Raw genomic sequence first — 26249 nt, 5'->3', positions numbered from 1 at the left:
GGTGTCGATCGGCTTGTAGGCACAAGTCCTTGCGCCGTGAGGACGCCGAGGGCAGCCACGACACCCCGATCGGCCGCGACCCGCTCGTCATCGCCGACGAACGACTCCTCGCCGCCGTGCGCGACCAGGACCCGAGCCTGGTGGTGTGCGACTACGCCGACGCGTTGCGCACGAAGGAACTGTGCTGCCGGGTGCACGACGTGGCGAAGGAGGCGTGAACGGCACCGCCTTACGCGTGCCGGCAGAGGTCGCGGACCTCGGGGAGTCGGCGGAAGCCGGCTGACTCGTAGGTGGCGACGGCGGCGACGTTGACGCTCGGGGTGCTGACCACCGCGGATGACGAGCCCAGCTCCCGGAGCGTGGCCGCGGCGGCGACGGTGATCGCCTTGCCGTAGCCGTGACCGCGGTGGTCCCGGTGCACGCCCATCGGTTCGAGCAGCCCCGGCCTGCCCGGACCGGCCGACCACACCGTCGCCGCCGCCACCGCGTTGCCCCGGTCGTCGTGCGCGACCAGGCACCGGGCGTCGGCGTACGGCAGCCCGGCCGCCATCGCCCGCCATCGCTCCTCCGTGAACGTCGAACCGTCGAACGACGCCCGCTGCACTTCGGCCCGCGCCTGTGCTCGCTCCGGCCGCCCGACCACCTCGATCCGCACGCCCGGGTCCTCCACCGGCTCCGCGAGGTCGCGGCGCAGGGGCGTCCACTGCTCGTCGGCGCGCCAGCCGGCGTCGGCCAGCAGGTCTTGGACCAGCGCGTCCATCGGCGCCTCGACGCACACCCTGCCCGCCGGCAGCACACCGCGCCCGGTCAGGTCCGCGACCAGTTGCCGCGCCAGCTCCGCGTCCCGCCGGGCGTCCGGCGCGATCGTCAGCCGCACCAGCGCGGGTCCGTCCAGCAGCCCGACGGCGAGGATCCGTCCGCCGCCGCTCCACGTCCGCACCGCCGCGGCCGTCGCCTCCGCGCCGAACCGCCAGAACCAGCCCAGGTCGCCCGGGTGCAGTTGCACCGGCGCCCCGTCGTGCTGCCACTCCCGCAGCACGCCCACAGCGTCACCCAGCCCGTCGACCCCAGGCTCGCCCAGCACGATCGCCATATCCGCGATCACACACCACCGGGTCGACCGCGCGCACCCGGTTTCCGGCCCGGCCCGGACGCGGACCAGGGATCGGGTGGGGTGGGTTAAGGGGCGCTAGGGGCTACGCGGCCATCGCGTCGTCATTACCGTCCGTGATGAACGGTTGAGCAGCGCCGGTCGTGAGGGAGCGCAGTCATGAGCAGCACCCAGGACACCCCGATTCCGCCGCCCGACTCGGAGAACCCGTTGGTCGAAGCCGACCTGTTGGTCGAGGACGTGTCGATCGACGGCATGTGCGGCGTCTACTAGAGATGGACTTCCACCCGGAGCGGCCGTACCGCTGCGCGCCCGCGCTCGCACTGCGACCGGAGCCGTTCGGTGCGCTCGCCTACCACTTCGGCACCCGTCGGCTGTCGTTCCTCAAGTCGGTCAAGCTGGTCGAAGTGGTGCGGGCGCTGGAGAGCCAGCCCACGGCCACCGCCGCGCTAGAGGTGGCCTGTGTCCCGCCGAACGAGTACGGCACGTACTTGGCGGCGCTCGCGCGGCTCGCCGAAGCAGGGACCATCGAACGCCGACCACCGAGCGGGGAACCGCGCTGAAAGGCCCACGATGAGACTGTCGGAGCACTTCAAGTCGGGCCTGGACGCCCCGATCTGCCTGACGTGGGAGCTGACCTACGCCTGCAACCTGGCCTGCGTCCACTGCCTGTCGTCGTCGGGCAGGCGGGACCCGCGCGAGCTGGGCACCGAGGAGTGCCGCGCGCTGATCGACGAGTTCCAGCGCATGCAGATCTTCTACGTCAACATCGGCGGCGGCGAACCGACCGTGCGCGCCGACTTCTGGGACCTGGTCGACTACGCGGTGGACCACCAGGTGGGGGTGAAGTTCTCCACCAACGGCGTGCGGCTCGACCGCCGGCGTGCGCGCGCGTTGGCCGCGTCCGACTACGTCGACGTGCAGATCTCACTGGACGGCGCGACCGCCGAGGTCAACGACGCGGTGCGCGGCCCCGGCTCGTACGACATGGCCGTGCGGGCGATGCGCAACCTGCGCGACGAAGGCTTCCGGGACTTCAAGATCAGCGTGGTGATGACCAGGCAGAACGTCGGTCAGCTGGACGACTTCGCGGCCATCGCGGATGAGTACGGTGCCCAGCTGCGGATCACCCGGCTGCGCCCGTCCGGTCGTGGCGCGGACGTGTGGGACGAGCTGCACCCGACCGCGGGGCAGCAGGTGGACCTGTACCACTGGCTGGTGGCGAACGGCGAGAAGGTGCTGACCGGCGACTCGTTCTTCCACCTGAACGCGCTCGGCGCGACGCCGCTGCCCGGCCTGAACCTGTGCGGCGCCGGTCGGGTGGTGTGCCTGGTCGACCCGGTGGGCGACGTCTACGCGTGCCCGTTCGCCATCCACCAGGAGTTCCTGGCGGGCAACGTCCGCGAGCCCGGCGGCTTCACGTCCGTGTGGCGGGAGTCCGAGCTGTTCGCCCGCCTGCGCCTGCCTTCCGGTGGTGGCGCGTGCTCGTCGTGCTCCGCGTACGACTCGTGCCAGGGCGGGTGCATGGCGGCGAAGTTCTTCACCGGCCTGCCGCTCGACGGGCCCGACCCCGAGTGCGTGAAGGGGCGTGGCGAACCGGCACTGGCGGCCGTGGGCTCGGCGCCCCGCTCGGACGTCGACCACTCCCGCCGCAAGCCCGTGCCGTTGCAGCTCACGTTCGGGCCGCCGGCTGTCCCGGCACCCGCCGACCGGCCCTGTGACACCAGCCCGCTGAGCCGATTCGACGTGTCGCGGTGAACGGGGTGACCGACCCGGTCGTGCTGGCCGGGAGGACGGCGCCGAACCGCGTGCTGTTCGGGCCGCACGAGACGAACCTGGGGCACCGGCGCGGGCTGTCCGACCGGCACGTCGCGTACTACCGGCGGCGGGCGGCGGGCGGCGCCGGGCTCCTGGTCACCGAGACCGCGAGCGTGCACAGCTCGGACTGGCCGTACGAGCGCGCGCCGCTGGCGGCGGACTGCGGTGACGGCTGGCGTGCGGTGGTCTCGGCGTGCCGCCCGCACGGCACGTTGGTGCTGGCGGGTCTCGGTCACGCGGGTTCACAGGGGAGTTCCGCGTTCAGCCAGCGCGCGCTGTGGGCGCCGTCGCGGGTGGCCGACGTGGTGAGCCGTGAGCTGCCGGTCGAGATGGAGTCGTCGGACATCTCCGCGCTGGTGGACGGGTTCGCGTCCGCCGCGGCCGTTGCCGTGGCGTGCGACCTGGACGGCGTGGAGGTCGACGCCGGGCAGCACTCGCTGCTGCGGCAGTTCCTCTCCGGTCTGACGAACCAGCGCGACGACCGGTACGGGCAGGACCGGACGGCGCTCCTGGCCGAGGTGCTGGCGGCGGTGCGCGCGGAGGTCGGTGCGGGGCGGGTGCTGGGACTGCGGCTGTCGTGCGACGAGCTGGCGCCGTGGGCGGGCATCACGCCGGAGGCCGCGGTCGGGCTCGCCGCCGGTGTCGCCGAGGCCGTCGACTACGTCGTGCCGGTGCGCGGGTCCGCGATGAACGTGTCGGCGACGCGGCCCGACCTGCACACCGGGTCCGGCTTCAACACCGCCTTGTGCCGTGCGGTCCGCGAGGCGGTGTCCGGACGTGCCGCCGTGGTGTTGCAGGGCAGCGTGGTCGACCCCGGCGCGGCCGGTGCGGCGTTGGCGGACGGCACGGCGGACCTGGTCGAGATGACCCGGGCCCAGATCGCCGAGCCCCGCCTGGTGTCGTTGGTCCGGGCCGGCACGACCGAGCGGATCAGGCCCTGTGTGCTGTGCAACCAGTTCTGCCGGGTGCGGGACAGCCGGAACCCGATCGTGAGCTGCGTGGCCGACCCCCGCAGCGGCCACGAGACCGAGGACGAGCCGGTGGACGACGGGAGTGCGTCCCCCGCGTCGGACGAGGTCCTCGTGGTCGGCGCGGGTCCGGCCGGGCTGGAGGCGGCGCGGGTGCTGGCGCTGCGCGGGCGTGCCGTGCGGGTGGTCGAGCAGGAGGACCGGGTCGGCGGCACGTTGCTGGTGGCGGCCCAGCTCGCCGGCCGGTCCAGGCTCGCGGCGCTGGTGGACTGGTTGGAACGGGAAGTGCGGCGGCTCGGTGTGCGGATCGAGACCGGGACGAGGTTCGGGGCCGCCGATCTGGACGCCCGCGCCGTGCTGCTGGCCACCGGCTCGGTCGCCGGGCCCCGGGGCTACTCGACCGACGGACCTGTGGTGGAGGCGCGTGACCTGCTCGCCGGTCTCGCAGCCGGCGCGGTCGTGGACGACGTGGTGCCCGCCGGGCCGGTGCTCGTGGTCGACCCGGTCGGCGACTGGACCGGCGCGGGCGTCGCGGAACTGCTGGCCGCCGCCGGTCGGGACACCGCCATCGCGAGCCAGGACCCCGTGATCGGCACCCAGCTCTCCCTCACCGGGGACCTGGCCGCGGCGAACGTCCGGCTCCAGCGCGCGGGCGTGCGGCTGCTCAAGCGCGCGGTGCTGCGGCAGGTGCGGGACGGGCAGGCCGAGCTGGTCAACCCCCTCACCGGCGTCACGTCCTCGGTGGAGTGCGGCGTGGTGGTCCACTGCGGCCACCGGCTGCCGAACCCGCTCGCGCCCGGGTGGCCCGCCGCGGGCGACTGCGTCGCGCCGCGCACGGCGTACCAGGCGATCCTCGAAGGCCGGCGCACCGCCCTGACCCTGATCAGCTCCGTCGCCACCCGGCCGGCGGCCGTCCCGGAACGGGTGTGACGTGTCGCGCTACCGCTACCTCTTCTCGCCCTTGCGGATCGGACCGGTCGTGGTGCCCAACCGGATCGTGTTCGCCGCGCACCTGACCAACCAGGCCCGCGACGGGCTGCCCGGCGAGGAGCACGCCGAGTACTACGCCGCGCGGGCCGCGGGCGGCGCCGGGCTGATCATCACCGAGGAGCACTCCACCCACCCGACGGACTGGCCGTACGAGAAGCTGGTGCACGGCTTCCGGCGTGAGGCGGTGGCCGGCTACCGGCGGATCACCGACGCGGTGCACGCGCACGGCGTCCCGATCTTCGCGCAGCTCAACCACAACGGCGGCCAGGCGTCCTCGATGTACTCCCGGCTGCCGGTGTGGGCGCCGTCCGCCGTGCCCGACCCGCTGTTCCGCGAGGTGCCCAAGGCGATCGACCACGGCGAGATCGCCGAAGTCGTCGCCGGCTACCGGACGGTGGCCGCGCAGTGCGTGGAAGGCGGGTTCGACGGGGTCGAGTTGCAGTGCTCGCACTCGTCGATCGTGCGCGGGTTCCTGTCGCCCGCGACGAACCTGCGCACGGACGGCTATGGCGGATCGCTGCGCAACCGCGCCCGCGTCCTGCTGGAGATCATCGACGCGGTGCGGTCGGCGATCGGGCCCGACCGGGCGCTCGGGGTGCGGCTGTGCGGTGACGAGCTGATCGAGCACGGCACGACGATCGAGGAGGCCGTCGAGGTCGCCAGGATGGTCGAGGCCACCGGCTCGGTCGACTACGTCAACACCTCGATCGGCGTGGCGACCTCGACGTTGTTCATGATCGAAGCCTCGATGGCGATCCCGCCGGGGTACGCACTGTTCATCGCGAGCGCGATCCGGGAGGCGGTGCGGCTGCCGGTCGTCGGCTCGGGGCGGATCAAGGACCCGACGCAGGCCGAACGCGCGCTCGCCGAGGGTCGGTGCGACCTGGTGGGGGTGGTGCGGGGACAGGTCGCGGACCCGGACTTCGCCGCGAAGGCGCGTGCCGGGCACGCGGGCGACGTCAACGCGTGCCTGTCGTGCAACCAGGAGTGCGTCGGCCGGGTCGGGATGGGGCGCTGGCTGGGCTGCGTGGTGAACCCGCGTGCCGGTCGGGAGACGGTCGTGCTGCCGACTCCCCGGCGGCGCGGGCGGCGGGTGCACGTGGTGGGCGGTGGTCCGGCAGGGCTGAAGGCGGCGGCGACCGCGGCGCAGCGCGGGCACCACGTGACGCTGCTCGAACGTGCCGGCGAGGTGGGTGGGCAGGTCGCGGTCGCGGCCACCGTGCCGGGGCGGGTGGAGTTCGGCGAGCTGGTGCGCGGGCTGGTTGCCGAGTGCAGGCGGTCCGGGGTGGACATCAAGACGGACGTGGCGGTCGACGCGGGGTGGTTGCGGGCGGAGGCGCCGGAGGTGGTCGTGCTGGCCACCGGCGCCCGGCCCAAGCGGCCCTGGTGGGCGGGGGAGTTGGCGCGGGTGGTCGACGTGCGGGATGTGCTGGAGGGCCGGGCGGACCCGACGGGCGAGGTGCTGGTGGTGGACGAGCTGGGCTTCCACCAGGCGACGTCCGTCGCCGAACTCCTCGCTGATCGCGGGGCGGCGGTGCGGATCAGCACGCCGGGCATGGTCGTCGGCCAGGACCTCGGCCTGACCCTGGACCTGGAGACCTTCACGATTCGCGCGCACGCCAAGGGCATCGGGCAGGGGACCGACGAGGTGGTGATGGGGGCGGACGCGGTGGACGACGGCGGGGTGCTGGTCGAGGTGATGACGCACACCACCGGGGCGACGGAGCGGCAGCGGTACGACTGGGTGGTGTGCGCGGTGCACCAGGACCCGGAGGACGGCCTGTGGCACGACCTGCGCGACAACGCGCCGTTCGAGGTGCACCGGATCGGCGACTGCCTCACCCCGCGTCGGGCCGACTCGGCGGTGGCCGAGGGGTACCGGACGGCGGTGGCGCTGTGAGCGGGCGGCAGCCGATGGCGCCCGAGTGCGGCGGCACCCCTGTTCGCGGTGCGCTCGGAGAGGACGCGGCCGTGGGCGGACAGGAGGTCGCGGCCGTGTCGCGGCGGGATGGCGGTCCGGAGGTCGCGGCGGCACCGGGCCAGGACGGCGCCCCGGAGGTGGAGGCCGGCGCCCGGCGGGTTGCCGTGGTGCCGGTCCGCGACGGCGCGTTGCCGTTCGGGGCGGACGAAGCCGTCGCCGAGGCGGGTGGGGTGGCGTTGGTGGTCGGCACCGGCACCCGCGCCGCGGCTGAAGGGCTGCGGACACTGCGGTCAGGCAGGTTGGTCGAGGCCGGGGCGTTCGCACCCTGCCGGTGGGCGCGGGAACTGGTGTCCGAGCTGGCCGCCCACCACTGCGTGATCCTGCCGGGTTCACCCGACGGCCGTGACCTCGCCCCGCGACTGGCCGTCGCGCTCGGCCGCCCGCTGCTGCCCGGTGCGGCACGGGTGTCCGACCGTGGAGCGGAGGTCGTGCGCTGGGACGCCCGGGTGAGTGTCGACCTCACCGTCGAAGGCCCGTTCGTGGCCACGCTCCTCCCCGGCGTCCGCGACGCCCCCGCAGTCGACGGCACGCCCGACGTCGTGTGCCTGACCACGGCTCACCGGACCGAGGACGGCCGCGACCCGACCGTGGAGGACGTGCTGGCACCCGACCCCGCCACCGTGGACCTCGCCGACGCACCGCGCATCTTCGGCGCCGGCGCGGGAGTGGGTGGTGCGGACGCCGTGGCGGTGATGGCACGGGTGGCGGAGGCGGTCGGGGCGTCCGCGGGCGCGACCAGAGCGGTCACCGACGCGGACTGGATGAACGCCGAGCGGCAGATCGGCACCACCGGTGTCGTGGTGAACCCCCGGCTCTACGTGGCGTTCGGGATATCCGGCGCGGTGCAGCACACGAGTGGGCTCGGGACGCCGGAGCACGTGGTGAGCGTGAACAGCGACCGATCCTGTCCGATGACGGCCATGGCGCACCTCGGCATCGTGGCCGATGCGCCGGCGGTGCTGTCCGAACTGGCCGCGAGGTTGGGCGCATGAACGACTTCGACGTGGTGGTGGTCGGCGCGGGACCGGCGGGGTCGGCGGCAGCCCTGGAGGTGGCGCGGTCGGGTCGTTCGGTCGCACTGGTGGAGCGGGGACCGTTCCCCGGCTCGAAGAACGTCTACGGCGGCGTGGTCTACGGCCGCGTGCTGGATGACCTGGTGCCGAACTGGTGGGAGCACATGCCGGTGCAGCGCTGGGTCACCCGCCGCTCCACCATGATCATGACCGAGGACCGCGCCCTCACCATCGACTTCCGCACCCAGGACTGGGGCCGACCGCCCTACAACGGCGCCACCGTGCACCGCGCCGACCTGGACGGCTGGCTGGCCGGGCTCGCGGTCGACGCGGGCGCGGTGCTGGTGACCTCCACCGTCGCCACCGGCCTGCTGCGCGGCCCCCGGGGCGAGGTCACCGGCATCCGCACGGACCGGCCGGACGGCGATGTGCGCGCCGGGGTCGTGATCTCCTGCGACGGCGTGAACTCCTTCCTCGCCAAGGAAGCCGGTCTGTTCGACGTCAAAGGCCAGGCGAAGCACACCATGCTCGGGGTCAAGGAGACCATCGCCCTGCCGCGCAGGACGATCGAGCAGCGGTTCGCGGTGCGCGGCGACGAGGGCGTGGACATCGAGATGCTCGGCTGCACCGGCGCCGTCCCCGGCGGCGGCTTCCTCTACACCCAGCGCGAAGAGGTGTCGATCGGTGTCGTGCTGACGTTGCCCGGCCTGGCCGCCGCGCGCATCCGCCCCGATACCGTCCTCGCCGACCTCAAGCGGCACCCGTCGATCGCGCCACTCGTCGCGGGCGGCGAGGTGGTCGAGTACTCGGCACACCTCATCCCGGAGGGCGGCTACCGCAACCTGCCCCGGCTCGCCGACGACGGCCTGCTCATCGCGGGTGACGCGGCCGGGTTGTGCCTGGCGGCCGGTATCTGGCTGGAAGGCGTGAACTTCGCCATCGGCTCGGGCGCGCAGGCCGGGCGCAGCGCGGTCGGGGCACTGGCCGCGGGCGACACGTCCAAGCGCGGGCTCGCCGGTTACCGCAAGGCGCTGGAACGCTCCTTCGTGCTCGCCGACCACCGCAAGCTGCGCGACATCCCGGGCCTGGTGACGTCCGAGCGGATGCAGCACCAGTACCCGGGCATGGTGTGCGACCTGGCCCAGTCGATGTTCCAGGTCGACAACCCCCGGCCCAAGCCGGGACTGCGCCGGCTGCTGCGGCGCAGCGCGAAGGACAACGGCCTGCGGCTGCGGCAACTCGTGCGCGACGCCGTGACCGGGATGCGGGGATTCGGATGAACGAGCGCTACACCGGCCGATCGCTCGACGACGTCATGTCCACTGTGGAGTTCCGAGTCGGCGAACGGGCGCACATCGAGGTGGACAGCGACATCTGCGCCTCCTGCACCTCTCAGGTGTGCGTGCACGCCTGCCCCGCTGACCTGTTCGTGCCGACCGCGGACGGCGGCATCCTGTTCAACTACGAGCACTGCTTCGAGTGCGGCACCTGCTACCTCGTGTGCGACAGTCCCGGCGCGATCACCTGGACCTACCCGGACGGCGGCCAGGGCGTCGTCTTCACGAAGGGATGAGGACGATGCTCGTCGCCGCCGCGCTGCGCTGGACCGACCGCCACGCCTCGGTCGACCGGCTCACCGCGCAGGTCCGGCACAACCCGCTCACCAGCGGGCTGTCCGAAGCCGACCGCTGCGCGCTGGAACACGCCCTGCGCCTGACCGCCGCGCTCCCGGACGCCCGCAGCGTCGCCGTCACGATCGGCCCGCCCGGAGCGGACAGCGTGCTGAGGGAAGCGCTCGAAGTCGGCGTGGACGAGGTGCTGCGGGTGGACGGCCCGGTGCACGACCACACGGACGACGGCAGCCGAACGGCGGCAGCGCTGCTCGCCGGGCTGCGGGCGGTGGGCACCCCGGACGTGGTGCTGTGCGGCGACCGCTCGTCGGACCGAGGCACCGGGACCACCCCGGCGTTCCTCGCCGCCTACCTCGACGCCCACCAGGCGCTCGGCCTCACCGACTTGAGCTTGACGGACGGCACCCTGCACGGCGTCCGGCGACTCGACGGAGGTCGGCGCGAGCGGTTGCGGATCGGGTACCCCGCCGTGTGCTCGGTGGAGCCCGCCGGCGTGCGACTGCGGCGTGGCGCCCTGTCCGCCGTGCTCGCGGCCCAGGACGCCGTGATCCCGGTCCTGCCTTGCCCGGTGTCCGACGACACCAGGGTGACGGTCACCTCCGTGCGCCCGTACCGGCCGAGACCCCGGGAGCTGCCGGGGGCGACGGTGGAATCGCCCCGGGAGCGCATCCACGCCTTCATCGGGGCGTCCGGCGCCGAGGTGCGCTCCCGCGTCGTCACGCCGCAGACCCCGCAGGCCGCCGCCGACGAGCTGCTGGCGTTCCTCACCGAGCACGGGTACCTGCCGTGACCGGGCGCGTGGCAGTGGTCACCGGCGCGGCGCGCGGCATCGGCGCGGCCGTCATCGGGAGGCTGGCGGACCAGGGCTGGCACGTCGTCGCGGTCGACGTGGGCGCCGACCTGCCCGGCGTGGACTACCCCCTGGGCACCCGCGCCGAGCTGGCCGCGCTGGCGGGCAAGTGGCCGGGGCAGGTGCTCGACGTCGTCGCCGACGTGCGCGACCAGTCCGCGGTGGACGCCGCGGTCGCCTTGGCGGAACAGGAGTTCGGCGGCCTCGACGCGGCCGTGGCCGCGGCGGCCGTGATGGCCGGCGGAGCGCCGCTGTGGGAGACCACCGACGAGCAGTGGGACGCGCTCTTCGACACCGGGGTCCGGGGTGTGCTGAACCTGGCGAGGTCCGCCGCGCCCGCACTGCTGCGCCGTCCGGATCCGCGCTCGGGACGGTTCGTCGCCATCGCCTCCGCCGCCGCGCACCGGGGCCTGTGGCGCCTCGCCGCGTACAACGCCGCCAAGCACGCCGTGGTCGGCCTGACCCGCGGCCTGGCGGCCGACCTGCGCGGCACCGGCATCACCGCCACCGCCGTCTCGCCCGGCTCGACCAGGACCGACATGCTGACCGCGACCGCTGCGCTGTACGGGCTGCCGGACGTGTCGGAGTTCGCCGGCCACCACCTCGTCGAGCGGCTGCTCGACCCGGACGAGGTCGCCGCCGCGGTGTGCTGGCTCTGCGGCACGGAGTCCGCGGCGGTCACCGGAACGGTCCTGCACGCCGACGGAGGGTTCACCGCATGAGCGAGTTGTGGCTTCGCCTCGACGGGGGCACCCGGGTCCTCGCCCAAGGCCGCGTGATCCTCGGCGGGTCGCCGTACCGGTTGCTGCGCATGTCGGCGGCGGGTGCGGAAGCCGTCCGGTCGTGGGTCGACGGCGATCCGGTCGGCGCCGACCCGGCCCGGCTGGCACTGGCGCAGCGGCTGGTGCGCGCCGGTGCGATGCACCCGGTCTACAAGAACGGCCCGACCGCCGCGGACGTCACCGTCGTCACGCCGGTCCGCGACCAGCGCGGTGAGCTGCGTTCGATCGACGGCGTCGCCGCGAGCATCGTGGTGGACGACGGATCGGCGCGTCCCGTGCCCGGTGCGACCCTCCGACACCCGACCGCGCGTGGCCCGGCCGCCGCCCGCAACGCCGGCGCCGAGTTGGTGCGCACCGACCTGGTGGCCTTCCTGGACGCCGACGTCCACCCGGACCCCGGCTGGCTGGACGCGCTGCTGCCGCACTTCGCCGACCCGGAGGTCGCCCTGGTCGCGCCGAGGGTGCGCAGCGTGCCGGGACGCACCGCGCTGGCCCGCTACGAGGTGACCCGGTCCCCGCTCGACCTGGGCGGCGCGCCGGGACCGGTGCGGCCGGGCTCCCGACTCAGCTACATGCCCAGTGCCGCGATCGTCATGCGCCTGTCCGTGCTGCGCGAGATGGGCGGCTTCGATGAACGGCTCCGCTTCGGCGAGGACGTCGACCTGGTGTGGCGGATCGCCGCCTCCGGTCGGCTGGTGCGCTACGAACCGGGGTCCACCGTCGCGCACGAGCCGCGGTCGACGTGGCGGAAGTGGCTGCGCCAGCGGTTCGACTACGGGACCGGTGCGGCGCCGTTGGGCCTTCGGCACGGTCCGGCCGTGGCACCGCTGAAGATGTCGCCGTGGAGTGCCGCGACCTGGGCGCTCGCCGCGATGGGCCGGCCGGTGGCCGGTGCGGCGGTGGCGCTCGGCTCGGCGGCGCTGCTGCCCCGCAAGCTGGACCCGTTCGAGGTGCCCGCGATGGTCTCCCTGCGGCTCGCGCTGGAAGGCCACCTCGGTGCGGGGACGCAGGTCCTCGACACGCTGACCAGGGCGTGGGCGCCGGTGGCGATGCCGTTGCTGGCCAGGTCGAAGCGCGGACGGCGGGTGCTGGCCGTGTCGCTGGGGCGGCACCTGACGGAGTGGCGGAACAGCCAGGTGGAGCTGGACCCGGCGCGGTTCGTGCTCCTCCGCGCCGTGGACGACCTGGCGTACGGCTGCGGCGTGTGGTGGGGGTGCGCCAAGCACCGCTCCGTGAGGCCGTTGCTGCCGGAGCTGGTGGACTGGCCCGGCAAACTGCCGCCGAGGTGACCGCGCTCGAAGACCTGACCTGGCCGGAGGTGGCCGCGCTGGCGGCGCGCAGCGTGCTCGTGGTGCCGGTCGGCGCGACCGAGCAGCACGGGCCGCACCTGCCCGCCACGGTGGACACCGAGATCGCGGTGGAACTCGCCCGCCGGGTGGTCGCCGCACGGTCGTGGGCCGTGCTGGCGCCCGCGGTGGCGTACGGGTCGAGCGGCGAGCACGCGGGCTTCGCCGGCACGCTCTCGATCGGTCAGCGGGCGGTGGAGTTGCTGGTGCTGGAGCTGGTGCGGTCGGCGGAGGCGTTCGCCGGGGTGCTGCTGGTGTCCGGCCACGGTGGCAACGCCGTGCCGCTGCGCCGGACGGTGGCCGCGGCGTCGGCGGAAGGGCGGTCCGTGCGCGTGTGGTCCCCGGTCGGCCCACCGGCGGACAGCCATGCCGGGCACACCGAGACGTCCGTGATGCTCGTGCTGCGTGCCGGAGCCGTGCGGCTCGACCGGCTGGAACCCGGTGACGTCAGGCCGTTGCCGGAGCTGATCGGGGTGTTGCGCGAACACGGGCTGCGGCCCGTCACGCGCAACGGCGTGCTCGGCGACCCGACCTCGGCCTCGGCGCAGGACGGACACCGCATCCTCGACGGGTGGACCCGATCCCTTGTCGCCGGAGCGGACCGCTTCCACGAGCACCTGCGCCGAAAGGAAGTCCACAAAGGACATTAGGGGGATGCGTTCCTGGATAAGGGGAACGTGGGGACGCTGGCGGACGAGCGGAGTGGTTCCATGGGAACAAGTCGACCAGACCCCAGGCGACTCGGGCTCCGCGCACACCCGCGTCAAGCCGTTCCCGACTCGCGCCAGTCGAGTGGATGGGAGAGCGATGACCAAGGCCATGAGGCCGGAGACGGTGCCCCACCCGGCGCCGGCCACCGAACGGCTCGACGACCTGCGGTCGAAGGTGGCCGAGCTGGAGGCGGCCCGCGAGGCGGTGCACGCCGGCCCTTCGCGGAAGGCGACCGAGGCACAACGCGCCAAGGGGAAGCTCACCGCCCGGGAACGGCTGGAGCTGCTGTTCGACCCCGGCACGTTCACGGAGGTCGAGCAGTTCCGCCGGCACCGCGCAACCGGCTTCGGGCTGGAGGACCGCCGCCCGCACACGGATGGCGTGATCACCGGCTGGGGCCTGGTCGAAGGGCGCACGGTGTTCGCCTACGCACACGACTTCCGGATCTTCGGTGGCTCGCTCGGTGAAGCGCACGCGGCGAAGATCCACAAGCTGATGGACCTCGCCGAGTCCGCCGGCTCGCCGCTGGTGTGCCTGAGCGACGGGGCGGGCGCGCGCATCCAGGAGGGCGTCACGGCGTTGGCGGGCTACGGCGGCATCTTCACCCGCAACGTCCGCGCGTCCGGGGTGATCCCGCAGATCAGCGTCATGCTCGGTCCGTGCGCGGGCGGCGCGACCTACTCGCCCGCGCTGACCGACTTCGTGTTCATGGTGCGCGGCATCTCCCAGATGTACATCACCGGTCCGGACGTGGTGCAGTCGGTGATCGGCGAGCGGATCACCGCCGAGGAGCTGGGCGGCGCCGACGTCCACGTGTCGGTGTCCGGCGCGGCGGGGTTCGTGCACGACTCGGAGGAGGAGTGCCTGGCCGAGGTCCGGCACCTGCTCTCCCTGCTGCCGTCCAACAACCGGGAGCTGCCACCCGTGGTCCCGAGCACCGACCCGCCGCACCGGCGGACGGACGCGCTGCTGGACATCGTGCCGGCCTCCGGCACCGTGTCCTACGACATCCGCGACGTGATCGAGGAGATCGTCGACGACGGCGACTTCTTCGAGGTGCACGCCCACTGGGCGACCAACATCGTGTGCGCCCTGGCCCGCCTCGACGGCCACGTCGTCGGCATCGTGGCGAACCAGCCGTCGGTGCTGGCGGGTGTGCTGGACATCCACGCGTCGGAGAAGGCCGCGCGGTTCGTGCAGACCTGCGACGCGTTCAGCATCCCGCTGGTGACGCTGGTGGACGTGCCCGGCTTCCTCCCCGGGCGCGACCAGGAGCACGGCGGCATCATCCGCCACGGCGCGAAGCTGCTCTACGCCTACTGCAACGCCACCGTGCCCAGGGTTCAGGTGATCATGCGCAAGGCGTACGGCGGCGCGTACATCGTGATGGACTCGCGGTCCATCGGCTGCGACGTGTCCTTCGCCTGGCCCACCAACGAGATCGCGGTCATGGGCGCGGAGGGCGCGGCGAACGTCGTGTTCCGGCGGGAGATCACCACCGCGCCGGACCCCGTCCTCGCCCGGTCGCAGCGGATCAAGGAGTACCAGCAGCAGCTGATGCACCCGTTCTACGCCGCCGAACGGGGCCTGGTCGACGACGTCATCGACCCGGCGCGGACGAGGGCCGCCCTGGTGGACGCGCTGGCCATGCTGCGCGGCAAGCACTCGACCCTGCCCGCCCGCAAGCACGGGAACCCGCCGACGTGAGCGACGCCGAGCGCCGGGACGAGCCCTTGTTCACCGTCGTGGGCGGCGAGCCCACCGCGGAGGAACTGGCCGCGCTCACCGTGGCGCTGCTCGCCCTGCGCACCCCCTCGACTCCTGACCGGCACTGTCTCGCGGGCCGGACGACGTGGTCTGACCAGGGCTACCGCGCACCCGGTGCGTGGGCCCACCGATGACCGGCACGACAGTGCGAACGGAAGGCCGATCCACGCCATGCACCCCGCCGACGCCTCGCAACCCTGGGTCCGGAACTTCCACCCGGCCCCGCTCGCCGGCATCCGCCTGGTGTGCCTGCCGCACGCCGGTGGGTCGGCGCCGTTCTACCTCCCGGTGGCGCGCGCCCTGACGCCCGGCGTGGAGGTGCTGGCCGTCCAGTACCCCGGCAGGCAGGACCGGCGTGCCGAGCCGTGCGTGGACGACCTGGGAGTGCTCGCCGACCTCGTCGCGGAGCACCTGCGGCCGTGGCTCGACCGCCCGTTCGCGTTGTTCGGCCACAGCATGGGCGCCACCCTGGGGTTCGAGGTCGCGCGGCGGCTGGGCGGGTTCGGCCTGGTTCCCCGCGTGTTGTTCGCGTCGGGCCGTCGTGCGCCGTCGTGCCGGCGCGATGAGCGGGTGCACCTGGCGGACGACGACGGGGTGATCGCCGAGATGCGCGAGTTGAGCGGCACGAACCCGCAGGTGTTGGCGGACGACGAGCTCCTGCGCATGGTGCTGCCCGCGCTCCGGGCGGACTACCGGGCCATCGAGACCTATCGCTGCCCGGACGGCCCGCGCCTGGACTGCCCCGTCGTGGCGCTCACCGGTGACGACGACCCGCAGGTCACCATGGACGAGGCCGCCGCCTGGGAGCGCCACACCAACCGGTCGTTCACACTGGAGGTGTTCCCCGGCGGGCACTTCTTCCTCGCCGACCAGGTCGCCGGTGTGCTCGACCTGATCACCGCGACCTTGCGGACGGTCGCACCCTCGCCGTCCCGGTGACCGTTCGGACCGCCTCGCCTCGCAACGGAAACCCGTATCGGTGCGCGCGTCGGTGGTTGACGGAGGACCGCGTATCAAGACGCCGCCCGCGCCGGTGACGCTGGGCATCCGCGGTGCGCCGGATGGGCGCGTTGCGTGACCACCTGCCGCCCGTCCGCCGTTTCGCACGACGGACTTCGCACCAAATCTTGTTACGCTGCGTAGTGGCAGGCGGTGGTTTTCGCGCCATCGAATACACGCGTCCGGGGTCGTCCTGTCCTGGGATTTGCCCTGCTCCCAAGGTGCCCGACATCGACGCACGCCGTAGGCGGATGAAGTTCGCGGCGTGGTCGAGGATTGCGGAACGTGACATCGTTCGCCTGCGTACGAATTAATACCTCCGTATGAAACATAAGTATGTATGAATCGCTTTGCCGGGGCCGGGATGTGGCTTGTTCGCCACTTCCGATGGGGTTGGGGGAATTCCTGGCTACGCCGGTCGGGGGCATCTGCACTTCGGTGCGGCGCTCGTCGCCGCGATGGTGCAGTGCCCGTGCTGTCGTGCCTGCTGGGCGGGTTCCGGTGGCGCGACCCCGGGTCCGGTGGCTGTGCGCCGGGGGTCGTGTTCCGGGTCGCGACCGTGTCGAATCGGCCCCATTCGGCACGGCGGGCATCCGCTCGCGCGGTCCCGGCGGGTGGTAGTCGACGCATTCGGATCTCCTCTTGTGCCGCGCGGTCGGCAGTGCATCCGGGCAAAACAATTCCGAAATGCATTCCGCGTCCATTGCACGTCGATCGATGCCCCCGTTATTTCGGCCGGAGTGGGGTCGGAGCGGTCCCGAGGGGCACGGCTATTGCCCGGTCGGCTCCCGCCGTACGGTCAACGTGAAGCCTTGACCTGCTGTTATGCGGGATGTCACCCTGTGTTCCCACGATCGGAATCAGCAGATCTCCAACCCTTCGCAACAGTGGAACTTCCAATCGGGCAACGGTACGTTGCCCTGCATGGGGGCGATCTTCTTCGCGGCGAACGCCTGGGATGTCTCGCCCGAATGACGTAGTGCAAGCGGCTTCACCACCGGAAGGGCTTACTCGGGATGCGACTGGCTCAACGTGAAACCGAATGGAACACCATGGTCGAGAACTTAGCTGCGGCCGAGCGCGGCGAGGGCAGAGTCGTCTTGGTCAGCGGGCCCGGCGGCACCGGCAGGAGTGAGCTGCTGGCGGCGCTGGGCGAGCATGCCTCGGAGCGTGGCGCGGTGACGCTCACCGCGTCGTGCGCGAGCAGCGAGCGCGGCCTGGCGATGGGCGCGATCGGGCAGTTGTTCCGCTCGGCCGCGCTGCCCGAACGGGTGCGCGGCCTGCTGGAGCGGTGGGTGGATGACGACCGGGACGCCCTGGCGCTGGCCCGTGACCTGGCGGCGGTCCTGCTCGACGTCGCGACGGAGCGCACCGTCGTGCTCGTCGTGGACGACCTCCACGACGCCGACGAGGCCAGTCTCGACGTGCTCCTGTACCTCCAGCGGCGGATCACGGGCGTGGCGGTGCTGATCGTGCTCTCGGAGGTGCAGCGCCGGCGCGTCGGGCACCCCCGCTTCCACGCCGAGCTGAGCAAAGCGCTGTGGTTCCAGCAGATCCGCCTCGCCCCGCTGTCCGAGGCCGGTGTGGGGGAGGTGCTGCGGACCCGGCTGGCCGACGAGCACGCCACCAGGTTCGCCGCGGCCTGGCACCGGATCACCGGCGGCAACCCGGTCCTGGTGCACGCGCTGGTCGAGGACCAGCTGGCGCTGCCGGGGAGCGGGCGTCTGAAAGCGGTGGGGAGACCAACCGGCCACAGCGCGTACGCGGAGCTGTCCGAGCACACCCGCATCGTCCGTGACGTCGGTTTCGAGGACGAGGGACTGCGTGCCGGTGAAGCCGCCGCCGGGGAGTCGGCGGCGATCGAGTCCGGCGGCGAGGACGACCCGGTGCTGGGCACCGCGTTCGCGGAGACGGTGCTGAGCTGCCTGCACCGGTGGGGACCCGACCTGCTCGCCGTCGCCCGCGGCATCGCGCTGCTCGGCAACCGGGCGTCCGTCGTCGCGATCTCGCGACTGCTGGACATGGAAACCGTCTCGGTGGACGAAGCGATCACCGAGCTGACCGCGACCGGTCTGCTGCACGACGGCGGCTTCCGCCACCCGGCGGTCCACGCGGTGGTGCGCGCCGACCTCGAACCCGAGGGGCGGGTGGCCCTGCACCTCAAGGCCGCGCACCTGCTCCACGAGATGGGCGCGCCCAGCACCGACATCGGCGCCCAGCTGCTCGCGGCGGGCGGCACGGTCGACGTCCCCTGGGCCGCGGAGGTCCTGTGCGAAGCGGCCCGCGAGGCGCTGTCCCGGCGGGAGGTGGCCCGCACCACCGCCTACCTGGAGCTGGCGCTGAGGTCGGCGTCGAACGAGCACGACCGCGCGGCGGCCATCGCCCTGCTCGCACGGGTGCGCTGGCTGCTGAACCCGTCGACCATCACCAGCCTGCTCACGCCGTTGCAGGACGTCATGGGCACCGACCACCTGGGGGAGCGGGACTCGGTCATCCTGTCCAATTACCTGCTGTGGCGCGGCGAGGGCGACTGGGTCGACCGGTCGGGCATGAGCCGTCACCTGCTCACCCGGTCGACGGACCCGAGGTCCGAGGCGGAGCTGTACTTCACCCACCAGTGGCTCTCGTTCTCCCACCCGGGCCGGCTCCAGGAACCGCCGCCGGACACCGCGGAGCCCTTGTCGTTCAGCTCCCGCCGGTTGCGCCGCACGCTGCGGCTCAGCGACGTGATGGTCCACGGCGCGTCGCAGGAGGTGGTCGACTGCGCCGAGCAGGTCCTCCAGAGCTGCACGCTCACCGACACGATGCTGGAGTCGGTGCTGGCCGCCCTGCTCACCCTCGTGCACGGCGAGCGGTCGCAGCGGGCGTTGCACTGGTGCTCGGTGCTGGGTGCCGACGCCCGCGAACTCGGCGCGAAGCCGTGGATCGCCGCCATCGAGGACACCCACGCCTACATCGCGCTGCGCCGGGGTGACCTCTCGTCGGCCGAACGCCTGGCGAGGAGCGCGCTCAGGACGATGTCCGCCGAGAGCTGGGGCGTGGCCATCGGCTCCCCGATCTCGACGCTGCTGCTCGCCACCACCGCGATGGGCAAGCTGGACGAGGCGGACTGGCTGGTGAAGCAGCCGCTGCCGGATTCCATCGTGGACGCCCGGTTCTGGGCGCAGTACCTGCGCGGACGCGGCTACTACTACCTGGCCACCAACCGGCTGCACGCCGCGCTGGCCGACTTCGAGACGTGCGGCGGTCTTGTCGACTCCTGGGGGCTCGACCTGCCCGCCTTCCTGCCGTGGCGCAGCGACGCCGCCCAGGTGCACCTGGCGCTCGACCGCCCGGACCGGGCGCGCGACCTGGTCAACGCCCAGTCGCAGCGACCGAGCGGCCAGTCGGCCCGGGTCGCCGGAGTCTCGCTGCGCGTCCTGGCCGGAACCTGCGACCTGTCGCAGCGGCCGGCGATGCTCGGCAAGGCGATCGGCAAGCTGCAGGAGTCCGGCGCTCAGCTGGAGCTGGCCCTGGCCCTCGCCGAACTGGGCCGCGCCCACCACGCCCTCGGCGACTCCACCCGTGGCCGGCTGACCGCCCGGCGCGCCAAGCAGATCGCGAAGGGCTGCTTCGCGGAGTGGCTGTGCGAGACGGTGCTGCCCGGTGACGAGCCGGCAACCCCGGCCGTGGCGGCGGAAGGTCCCGACAGCTTCGCGATCCTCAGCGAAGCCGAGCGCAGGGTGGCGATACTGGCCGCAGGCGGCTACACGAACCGCGAGATCGGCCGGAAGCTGTTCGTCACCGTCAGCACGGTGGAGCAGCACCTGACCCGGGCGTACCGCAAGCTCAACGTCAACCGCCGTGCCGACCTGCCCGCCGAGCTGCCCCTGGCGGCGGTCGACACCGCATGACGACCCGCTCCGACCTGATCGCCAGGTGACGGCCGTACCGCTTCCCCCTGCGGTGCGGCCGTTCCCGTGGGGGTGGGACCGGCCCGGCTCACGGGCGCTCCTCCAGGTAGCCGGCCGTCAGCATGTGGTGGCACCAGATGTGGATGTCCGCCCGCACGGCGACCGGATCCTTCTCCCACACCGCCGCGAGCATGTCCGCCGCCGCGTAGGTGTCGCCCTGGTGTTGGCTCAGCGCGATCCACATCGCCGCCTCGACCGGGCTGCGGTAGGTGAGCGCGGGACGCCGCGTGGAGCGCAGTCCCAGCCTGCCATCCCTGAGGATGTCGACCTTCACCCCCGCCGCTGGGCGGACTCGCACAGGCTCCTCCTCATCGAAGCTCGATCGGCAAGGACCGTCGACGACCTGCGGCGGCGCGCTGCACTCGTCCGATCTCGCCTCAGCCAGCTAAACAAGCGTATAGGACGGAAGTCTTGTACAAAAGTATAGGTCGGCTACCGATGCCCGTTTGGACGCGTTGTGACGCACTCTCGAACCGACCCGAAGAGCCCCGGTGGATCAAGCCCCTATTGCCGTCACGGCGGTTCGGCTAGGGGTGAATGCGGGCTGGTCCGACGTTGCGCAACTGGTACGCCTGTGGTGCAGCCACCCCTTCCCGTCTCACCTCCCGGAGTCCCGCATGGGCCGCATGGCAAGCAAGATCGTCCTCGTCACCGGAGCCGCCCGAGGTCAGGGGCGCAGCCACGCGCTGCGGCTGGCGGAGGAGGGTGCGGACGTCATAGCGGTGGACATCTGCGCCGACATCGACACGGCCGGCTACCCGCTGGGCACCGCTGACGACCTCGCGGAGACCGCACGACTCGTCCGCAAGACCGGCCGTGCCGTGGTGGCCGCACACGCGGACGTGCGTGACCGCGCGGCACTGGGCGCGGTGCTGTCCGACGCCGTGGCGGAACTCGGCGGACTGCACGCCGTGGTCGCGAACGCGGGAATCCTGCCCATGGGCGGACATCGGCCGATCACCGCCTTCACCGACACCGTGGACATCAACCTGGTAGGGGTCTTCAACACGGTGAACGCCGCGCTCCCGCACCTGGGGCAGGGCTCGGCGGTCGTGGTCGTCGGCTCGGGCTCGGGCCTCATGCCCCGCACGCCCGAGGACTCCGGCGCGGGCCCCGGTTTCGTCGGCTACAAGTTCGCCAAGCGCACGCTGGTCGACTACGTCGCCACACTCTCGGTGGAGCTGGCGCCGAAGGGCGTCCGGATCAACGCGGTGCACCCGACCAACGTCGACACGGACATGCTGTTCAACGAGGCGATGTTCCGCGCGTTCCGCCCCGACCTGGAAACCCCTGGCGTGGGCGACATCGAGCCGATCCTGACGGGCATGCACGCGCAGCCGGTGCCCTGGGTCAACGCCGACGACGTGTCGCACGCCGTGCTGTACCTCGCGTCGGACGAAGCCCGGTACGTGACCGGGATGCAGCTCCGCGTGGACGCGGGGATGGCGGCCAAAGCCGGTCGTTGAGCGCGATCGGACCGTGCGACCCCTAGGGGAGGGTAGGGGTGTGACGGACGATCGTCTAATACTAGCGTCGTAATCGGCGGAAACGTACTCCCTCCCAAAACTCTCCTGGGGGAATCCCTTGCGCACTCACGCGAACCTGACCGGTCCGGCGCACGAGGCCGCACAGGTCGGAGTGATCCACCACCTGCTGGACGAGGCGGTCGCCGAGGTGCCGCACGCTCGCGCGGTCACCGACTCCACCGGCTCCTGGACCTATCGGGAACTCGACCTGCACAGCCACGCGGCGGCCACGTGGCTGCGTGACCGAGGTGTGCGTCCCGGTGACCGCGTCGTGGTCCAGGCGGCCACGACCAGGCAGTTGGTCGGCCTGTTCTTCGGAGCCTCGCGGTGCGGCGCGGTGTTCGTGCCGCTGAACCCGACCATGAAGGCGTTCCACCTGTCCTCGGTGCTGGCGAACGCCGATCCGGTCTTGGTCGTCGGCGGGGACAACGCGGACCTCATGCGGAGCTGGACGAACGCCCCGGTGTCCGATGTGGACGACATGTGGGACGGCATCGCCCAGCTGGAAGGCGGTCGTGCGCCGGCGGAAGACGTCACCCCGGACCTGCTGGCCGCGCTCGTCTACACCTCGGGCAGCACCGCCGCGCCGAAGGCGGTGATGCTGCCGCACGCACAGGTCGTCTTCGCCACGCTGGCGCTGACCGACGCGCTCGGCTACCGCGCGGACGACGTCGTGTTCTGCCGGTTCCAGCTGTCGTGGGACTACGGCCTCTACAAGGTGCTGATGACGGCCGCCGCGCGGTGCGAGGTGGTGCTGGCCGGCGAGGAGTCCGACCTGGGCCTGCTGCGCCGCATGCGCGAGACCAACACCACCGTGCTGCCGATCGTGCCGTCGCTGGGCGGGATGATCGCCACCCTCGCCCGGCGCGAGGTGCGGCTCCCGCCGCTGCGGCTGATCACCAACACGGGTGCGGCCCTGTCGGCCGCGACCACCGACGCGCTGCGCGCGTGCTTCCGCGGCGTCCAGGTGGTGCGCCAGTTCGGCCAGACCGAGTGCAAGCGCATCACGGTCATGCCGCCGGACCAGGATCGCGACCGGCCGCTGTCGGTGGGCAAGCCCCTGCCCGGCACGACGGTCCGCATCCTGGACGCCGGCGGCGACGAGTCGCCGGTCGGCGAGATCGGCGAGATCGTCGTCTCGGGACCGCACGTCATGCCCGGCTACTGGCGTGCGCCGGAACTGACCGAGCGCACGTTCCGCCGTGACCGCGACACCGGCGAGCTGTGCCTGCACACCGGCGACTACGGGTTCTTCGACGACGACGGCTACCTGTACTTCACCGGCCGGCGCGACGACATGTTCAAGCGCAAGGGGATCCGGATGAGCACGGTCGAGATCGAGACGGCGGCGATGGACATCGCCGGCGTGCAGGCCGCCGCGGCCGTTCCGCCGGTGGACGCGCGCGACCTCGCGATCGTGGTGGCCGGCGACCTGGAACCCCACGTGGTGCTCAAGGAGCTGGCGACCCGGCTCGAACCGCAGAAGGTGCCCGCGTTCTGCCGGGTCGTCGACGCGGTTCCGCTGACCCAGCACGGCAAGAACTCCAGGCAGAGCCTGGTCGCGATGCTGGACGGGGGGAACGGGTGATCGACCACGCCACGCTGGCCGCGCGCTTCGGCACGCCGCTCTACGTCTACGACCTCGACGACGTCGAGGACGCCCGCGCACAGCTCTTCGACGCCTTGCCCGACGGGGTGGAGCTGTACTACGCGCTCAAGGCCAACCCGCACCCCGATCTCGTCCGCGCACTGCGCACGGGTTCCGGCCGGACGTGCCGGGCCGAGATCAGCTCCACCGGTGAGCTGGCCAACGCCCTGGCGGCCGGGTTCACCGGCGCCGAGTGCCTCTACACCGGTCCCGGCAAGACCGACGGCGAACTGCGGACCGCCCTGGCGCACGGCGTGCGCACGTTCTCCACCGACTCGGTGACCGACGTGCGCAGGGTCGGTCGGATCGCGGCGGAGAACGGAGTGGTGGCGGAATGCCTGCTGCGCATCAACAGCGCCACGGCCAGCGCCACCACGAGCATCAGGATGACAGGCACGCCGTCCCAGTTCGGCTTTGACGCCGAAGTACTCGGCGACGTGCTGCCCGACCTGCGCGCGGTCCACGGCGTGGAGGTCACCGGGATGCACTTCTTCCCGCTGAGCAACGCCCGCGACGAGCAGAGCCTCATCGGCGAGTTCCAGCACACCGTCGAACTGGCCGCGCAGCTGAAGCGGACCCACGGCCTGCCGGTGAGGTTCCTCGACATCGGCGGCGGCTTCACCATCCCCTATGGACAGTCGGGCCGGCGCGGCGAGTACCCGAAGCTGCGCGCCGAGCTGACCGCCACGCTCGACACCCACTTCCCCGACTGGCGGGACGGCGACCCGCGCATCGCCTGCGAGTCCGGGCGGTACCTGGTCGGCGGCAGCGGCACGCTGGTGGCCGAGGTGACCAACGTCAAGGTGAGCCGGGGACGCCGGTTCACCATCCTCGACGCCGGCATCAACACGTTCGGCGGCATGTCCGGCCTCGGCCGGCTGCTGCCGATCGCGGTCGAGCCGGACCGTCCCGGCACGGAGAAGTCGAGTCTCGTCGGCCCGCTGTGCACCCCCGGCGACATCCTCGGCCGCGAGATCAGCGTGCCGGAACTCGGGTCGGGAGACCTGGTCTCCATCCCCAACACGGGCGCTTACGGGCCCACCGCGAGCCTGCTCATGTTCCTGGGCAGGCCCGCACCCGCCGAGGTCGTCGTGCGGGGCGAAGAGGTCGTGTCGGTGTCCCGCATCGAGCACGAGCGCGTCTACGCGCTGGGCGACGGCCCCGCGGTACGCCAGTAGCGGCTGTCCACGCGTCAGGTGCCGCCCGGCTCCGGCGGGCAGCCGGGTCCGGGCACCTGCGCGCCCTGCTCACCGTAGGAGTTCAGCGTGTTCGAGAACAATCGTCCTCCCGCCGCGGTCCTGACCACCAGGCAGGGCGGAGACGCGCCGACCGGGCAATCCGCCACTGGGCTGACCCCTGCTGGGCTGACCCCTGCTGGGCGCCGGCTCGCCAAGGGCACCGTCGTGGTCACCACCACCGCCTCGGACGCGCACACCTGGAACCTGGTGTACCTCCAGGCACTCGTCGAGGAGTCGGGCTACGACGTGGTCAACCTCGGCCCGTGCGTGCCGGACGACCTCCTCGTCGACACCTGCCGCGAGGTGATGCCGTCCATGGTGGTGGTCAGCAGCGTGAACGGCCACGGCTACCAGGACGGCCTGCGGGTGATCGGGAAGCTGCGCGCCTGCCCGCTGCTGCTCGCCACCCCGGTCGTGATCGGCGGCAAGCTCGGCATCACCACCCACCTGGACGAAGCGCAGGTGGACAGGCTGGTCGAGGCGGGGTTCGACGCGGTGTTCCAGGACGGCGGCAACGGCCTCGACTTCCGGCGGTTCGTCGACTCCATCCCGGGCTCGACCCGGCGGCTGACCCGTGGCGTCGGGATCGGCATAGGAGTATGAGCGGCCGCCTGCCCGCGTCGACGCGGACCGACTTCGGCGAGCACGTCCGCCTGCTCGGCGCGGCGGGGAAGCTCGTGGTCCAGCCCAGGATGGGCGTCAGCGACCCGGCCCGGATGCGCGCCGGCCTGCTCGCCACCAGGAACGCCGTCGCCCACACGGCGGGCACGATCACCCTGGACAGCTATACGAGGGTGGGCGACCGCGAGGCCGTGGCCGTGGCGCTCGAAGGCGGCCTCGACCTCAACGGCTACCCCATCGTCGCGCACACCCCGGAGACGACGGCCGCTGTGCTCGACGGCGTGATGGGCCCGGACTTCCCCGTCCAGGTTCGCCACGGGTCGCCCGCGCCGCTCGCCATCTTCCGGGCCATGGCGGCGGCCGGGCTCGGCGCCACCGAGGGCGGGCCGGTGTCCTACTGCCTGCCCTACGGCCGCACCCCGCTGCACGAGGCGGTGGCCAACTGGGCGCGGTGCTGCGACTTCCTCGCCGCCACCGGAGAGTCGGGGCCGAGGCCCCACCTGGAGACGTTCGGCGGGTGCGTCATGGGTCAGCTGTGCCCGCCGAGCCAGCTGGTCGCGATGAGTGTGCTGGAGGCGTTGTTCTTCCACCAGCACGGCGTCCGGTCGGTGTCGGTGAGCTACGCCCAGCAGACCAACCCGGACCAGGACGTCGACGCGGTGCTGGCCCTGCGCAGGCTGTGCCGGGAACTGCTGCCGACGCCGACTTGGCACGTGGTGGTCTACACGTACATGGGCGTCTACCCGGCGACAGCGGCGGGCGCGTACCGGGTGCTCGGTAAGGCCGTGCAACTGGCGAGGGCCACCGGGGCCGAGCGGCTCATCGTCAAGACCGCGGCCGAGTCGGCGCGAATCCCGTCCTTCACCGAGAACGTCGCCGCGCTGGAGTACGCGGCCCGAGTCGCCGACAGGACGCCCGTCCGCATGCAAGGCGACGAGCAGGATTCCCAGGTGTACCAGGAGGCCCGTGCGATGGTGCACACCGCGCTCGACCTCAGTCACGACATCGGACGCGCCCTCCTCGCCGCGTTCCGGCGCGGCTTGTTGGACATCCCGTACTGCCTGCACCCCGACAACGCCCGCCGCACGCACGCCTACATCGACGAACGCGGCGCGCTGCGCTGGGCGGACACCGGGTCACTTCCCATCGCGCACCTCGTGGAGCGCGGCGAGCGCCGTGAGTTGTCGTCCGCGAGCCTCCTGGCGGACCTGAACCACGTGCGGACCGCGTTCGACCGCGCCCACTGGGACCCGGCCGAGCTGCACACCCCGCGCCGGCCGCGACTGCCGGGTTAAG

Annotated in this window: 24 protein-coding genes; 22 read left to right on the top strand and 2 right to left on the bottom strand. The window is 72.5% G+C overall.

The features are described 5' to 3' along the window. Positions 1–29 precede the first annotated feature (29 nt). Positions 30–218 carry a hypothetical protein gene (locus tag ACRAKI_RS23220; protein WP_447002612.1) on the top strand — a complete coding sequence of 63 codons (189 nt, stop codon included), beginning with the start codon at positions 30–32 and terminating at the stop codon, positions 216–218. Between the two features lie 11 nt (positions 219–229). Here the strand turns inward: ACRAKI_RS23220 and ACRAKI_RS23215 are convergent, their stop codons facing one another. Continuing rightward, positions 230–1093 (bottom strand): N-acetyltransferase family protein, encoded by an 864-nt coding sequence (locus tag ACRAKI_RS23215; RefSeq protein WP_447002611.1) that lies wholly within the window; start codon positions 1091–1093, stop codon positions 230–232. A gap of 177 nt (positions 1094–1270) precedes the next feature. Between ACRAKI_RS23215 and mftA the strand changes: the two genes are divergently transcribed. From mftA to ACRAKI_RS23135, 16 genes are all read left to right on the top strand, one after another. Then, the gene (gene mftA / locus ACRAKI_RS23210; RefSeq protein WP_447002610.1) at positions 1271–1384 is read left to right on the top strand and encodes a mycofactocin precursor MftA; all 114 of its coding nucleotides are present in this window, start codon (positions 1271–1273) and stop codon (positions 1382–1384) included. Positions 1385–1386: 2 nt separating this feature from the next. Continuing rightward, a complete protein-coding gene (gene mftB / locus ACRAKI_RS23205) occupies positions 1387–1674 on the top strand; it encodes a mycofactocin biosynthesis chaperone MftB (RefSeq protein ID WP_447002609.1) in 288 nt (95 codons plus the stop codon). Between the two features lie 10 nt (positions 1675–1684). After that, positions 1685–2869 (top strand): mycofactocin radical SAM maturase, encoded by a 1185-nt coding sequence (mftC, locus tag ACRAKI_RS23200; RefSeq protein WP_447002608.1) that lies wholly within the window; start codon positions 1685–1687, stop codon positions 2867–2869. A gap of 5 nt (positions 2870–2874) precedes the next feature. Next, on the top strand, positions 2875–4827 hold the full coding sequence (locus ACRAKI_RS23195; RefSeq protein WP_447002607.1) for a mycofactocin system FadH/OYE family oxidoreductase 1: 1953 nt from the start codon (positions 2875–2877) through the stop codon (positions 4825–4827). Between the two features lies 1 nt (position 4828). Further along, complete coding sequence (locus ACRAKI_RS23190; protein WP_447002606.1) at positions 4829–6787, top strand: mycofactocin system FadH/OYE family oxidoreductase 2; 1959 nt, start codon at positions 4829–4831, stop codon at positions 6785–6787. 71 nt (positions 6788–6858) lie between these two features. Then, the gene (locus ACRAKI_RS23185) at positions 6859–7860 is read left to right on the top strand and encodes a mycofactocin-associated electron transfer flavoprotein alpha subunit (protein ID WP_447002605.1); all 1002 of its coding nucleotides are present in this window, start codon (positions 6859–6861) and stop codon (positions 7858–7860) included. Then, positions 7857–9161 carry an FAD-dependent oxidoreductase gene (locus tag ACRAKI_RS23180; protein ID WP_447002604.1) on the top strand — a complete coding sequence of 435 codons (1305 nt, stop codon included), beginning with the start codon at positions 7857–7859 and terminating at the stop codon, positions 9159–9161. Before ACRAKI_RS23185 ends, ACRAKI_RS23180 begins: the two co-directional genes overlap by 4 nt. After that, complete coding sequence (locus ACRAKI_RS23175) at positions 9158–9454, top strand: ferredoxin family protein (protein ID WP_447002603.1); 297 nt, start codon at positions 9158–9160, stop codon at positions 9452–9454. The genes ACRAKI_RS23180 and ACRAKI_RS23175 overlap by 4 nt, the downstream gene beginning before the upstream one ends. Before the next feature lie 5 nt (positions 9455–9459). Next, entirely contained in the window at positions 9460–10302 is an 843-nt protein-coding gene (locus tag ACRAKI_RS23170; protein ID WP_447002602.1) for a mycofactocin-associated electron transfer flavoprotein beta subunit, read from the top strand. Further along, on the top strand, positions 10299–11084 hold the full coding sequence (locus ACRAKI_RS23165) for a mycofactocin-coupled SDR family oxidoreductase (protein ID WP_447002601.1): 786 nt from the start codon (positions 10299–10301) through the stop codon (positions 11082–11084). Before ACRAKI_RS23170 ends, ACRAKI_RS23165 begins: the two co-directional genes overlap by 4 nt. Next, positions 11081–12433, top strand: a complete 1353-nt coding sequence (gene mftF / locus ACRAKI_RS23160) for a mycofactocin biosynthesis glycosyltransferase MftF (protein WP_447002600.1) — start codon at positions 11081–11083, stop codon at positions 12431–12433. Before ACRAKI_RS23165 ends, mftF begins: the two co-directional genes overlap by 4 nt. Next, positions 12430–13140, top strand: coding sequence for a mycofactocin biosynthesis peptidyl-dipeptidase MftE (mftE, locus tag ACRAKI_RS23155; protein ID WP_447002599.1), 711 nt, complete (start codon positions 12430–12432; stop codon positions 13138–13140). Before mftF ends, mftE begins: the two co-directional genes overlap by 4 nt. Positions 13141–13297: 157 nt before the next feature. Further along, entirely contained in the window at positions 13298–14908 is a 1611-nt protein-coding gene (locus tag ACRAKI_RS23150; RefSeq protein WP_447002598.1) for an acyl-CoA carboxylase subunit beta, read from the top strand. Next, positions 14905–15102: an acyl-CoA carboxylase epsilon subunit gene (locus ACRAKI_RS23145; protein ID WP_447002597.1), complete on the top strand. Its 198-nt coding sequence runs from the start codon at positions 14905–14907 to the stop codon at positions 15100–15102. The genes ACRAKI_RS23150 and ACRAKI_RS23145 overlap by 4 nt, the downstream gene beginning before the upstream one ends. A gap of 37 nt (positions 15103–15139) precedes the next feature. After that, positions 15140–15907, top strand: a complete 768-nt coding sequence (locus tag ACRAKI_RS23140) for a thioesterase II family protein (protein WP_447002596.1) — start codon at positions 15140–15142, stop codon at positions 15905–15907. 1076 nt (positions 15908–16983) lie between these two features. Further along, positions 16984–19860, top strand: coding sequence for an AAA family ATPase (locus ACRAKI_RS23135; protein ID WP_447002595.1), 2877 nt, complete (start codon positions 16984–16986; stop codon positions 19858–19860). 88 nt (positions 19861–19948) lie between these two features. On the opposite strand, the gene ACRAKI_RS23130 is transcribed toward ACRAKI_RS23135, so the two are convergent. Further along, entirely contained in the window at positions 19949–20218 is a 270-nt protein-coding gene (locus tag ACRAKI_RS23130; protein WP_447002594.1) for a hypothetical protein, read from the bottom strand. A gap of 328 nt (positions 20219–20546) precedes the next feature. Between ACRAKI_RS23130 and ACRAKI_RS23125 the strand changes: the two genes are divergently transcribed. From ACRAKI_RS23125 to ACRAKI_RS23105, 5 genes are all read left to right on the top strand, one after another. After that, entirely contained in the window at positions 20547–21386 is an 840-nt protein-coding gene (locus tag ACRAKI_RS23125) for a mycofactocin-coupled SDR family oxidoreductase (protein WP_447002593.1), read from the top strand. Between the two features lie 118 nt (positions 21387–21504). Beyond that, the gene (locus ACRAKI_RS23120) at positions 21505–23034 is read left to right on the top strand and encodes an AMP-binding protein (RefSeq protein ID WP_447002592.1); all 1530 of its coding nucleotides are present in this window, start codon (positions 21505–21507) and stop codon (positions 23032–23034) included. Further along, positions 23031–24272, top strand: a complete 1242-nt coding sequence (locus tag ACRAKI_RS23115) for a type III PLP-dependent enzyme (RefSeq protein ID WP_447002591.1) — start codon at positions 23031–23033, stop codon at positions 24270–24272. Before ACRAKI_RS23120 ends, ACRAKI_RS23115 begins: the two co-directional genes overlap by 4 nt. A gap of 87 nt (positions 24273–24359) precedes the next feature. Continuing rightward, positions 24360–24935: a cobalamin B12-binding domain-containing protein gene (locus ACRAKI_RS23110; RefSeq protein WP_447002590.1), complete on the top strand. Its 576-nt coding sequence runs from the start codon at positions 24360–24362 to the stop codon at positions 24933–24935. After that, positions 24932–26248 carry a methylaspartate mutase gene (locus ACRAKI_RS23105; RefSeq protein ID WP_447002589.1) on the top strand — a complete coding sequence of 439 codons (1317 nt, stop codon included), beginning with the start codon at positions 24932–24934 and terminating at the stop codon, positions 26246–26248. Before ACRAKI_RS23110 ends, ACRAKI_RS23105 begins: the two co-directional genes overlap by 4 nt. Position 26249: the final 1 nt, after the last annotated feature.

This window comes from Saccharothrix isguenensis, from assembly GCF_052936305.1.
This window is presented reverse-complemented; position numbering and strand designations above follow the sequence as displayed.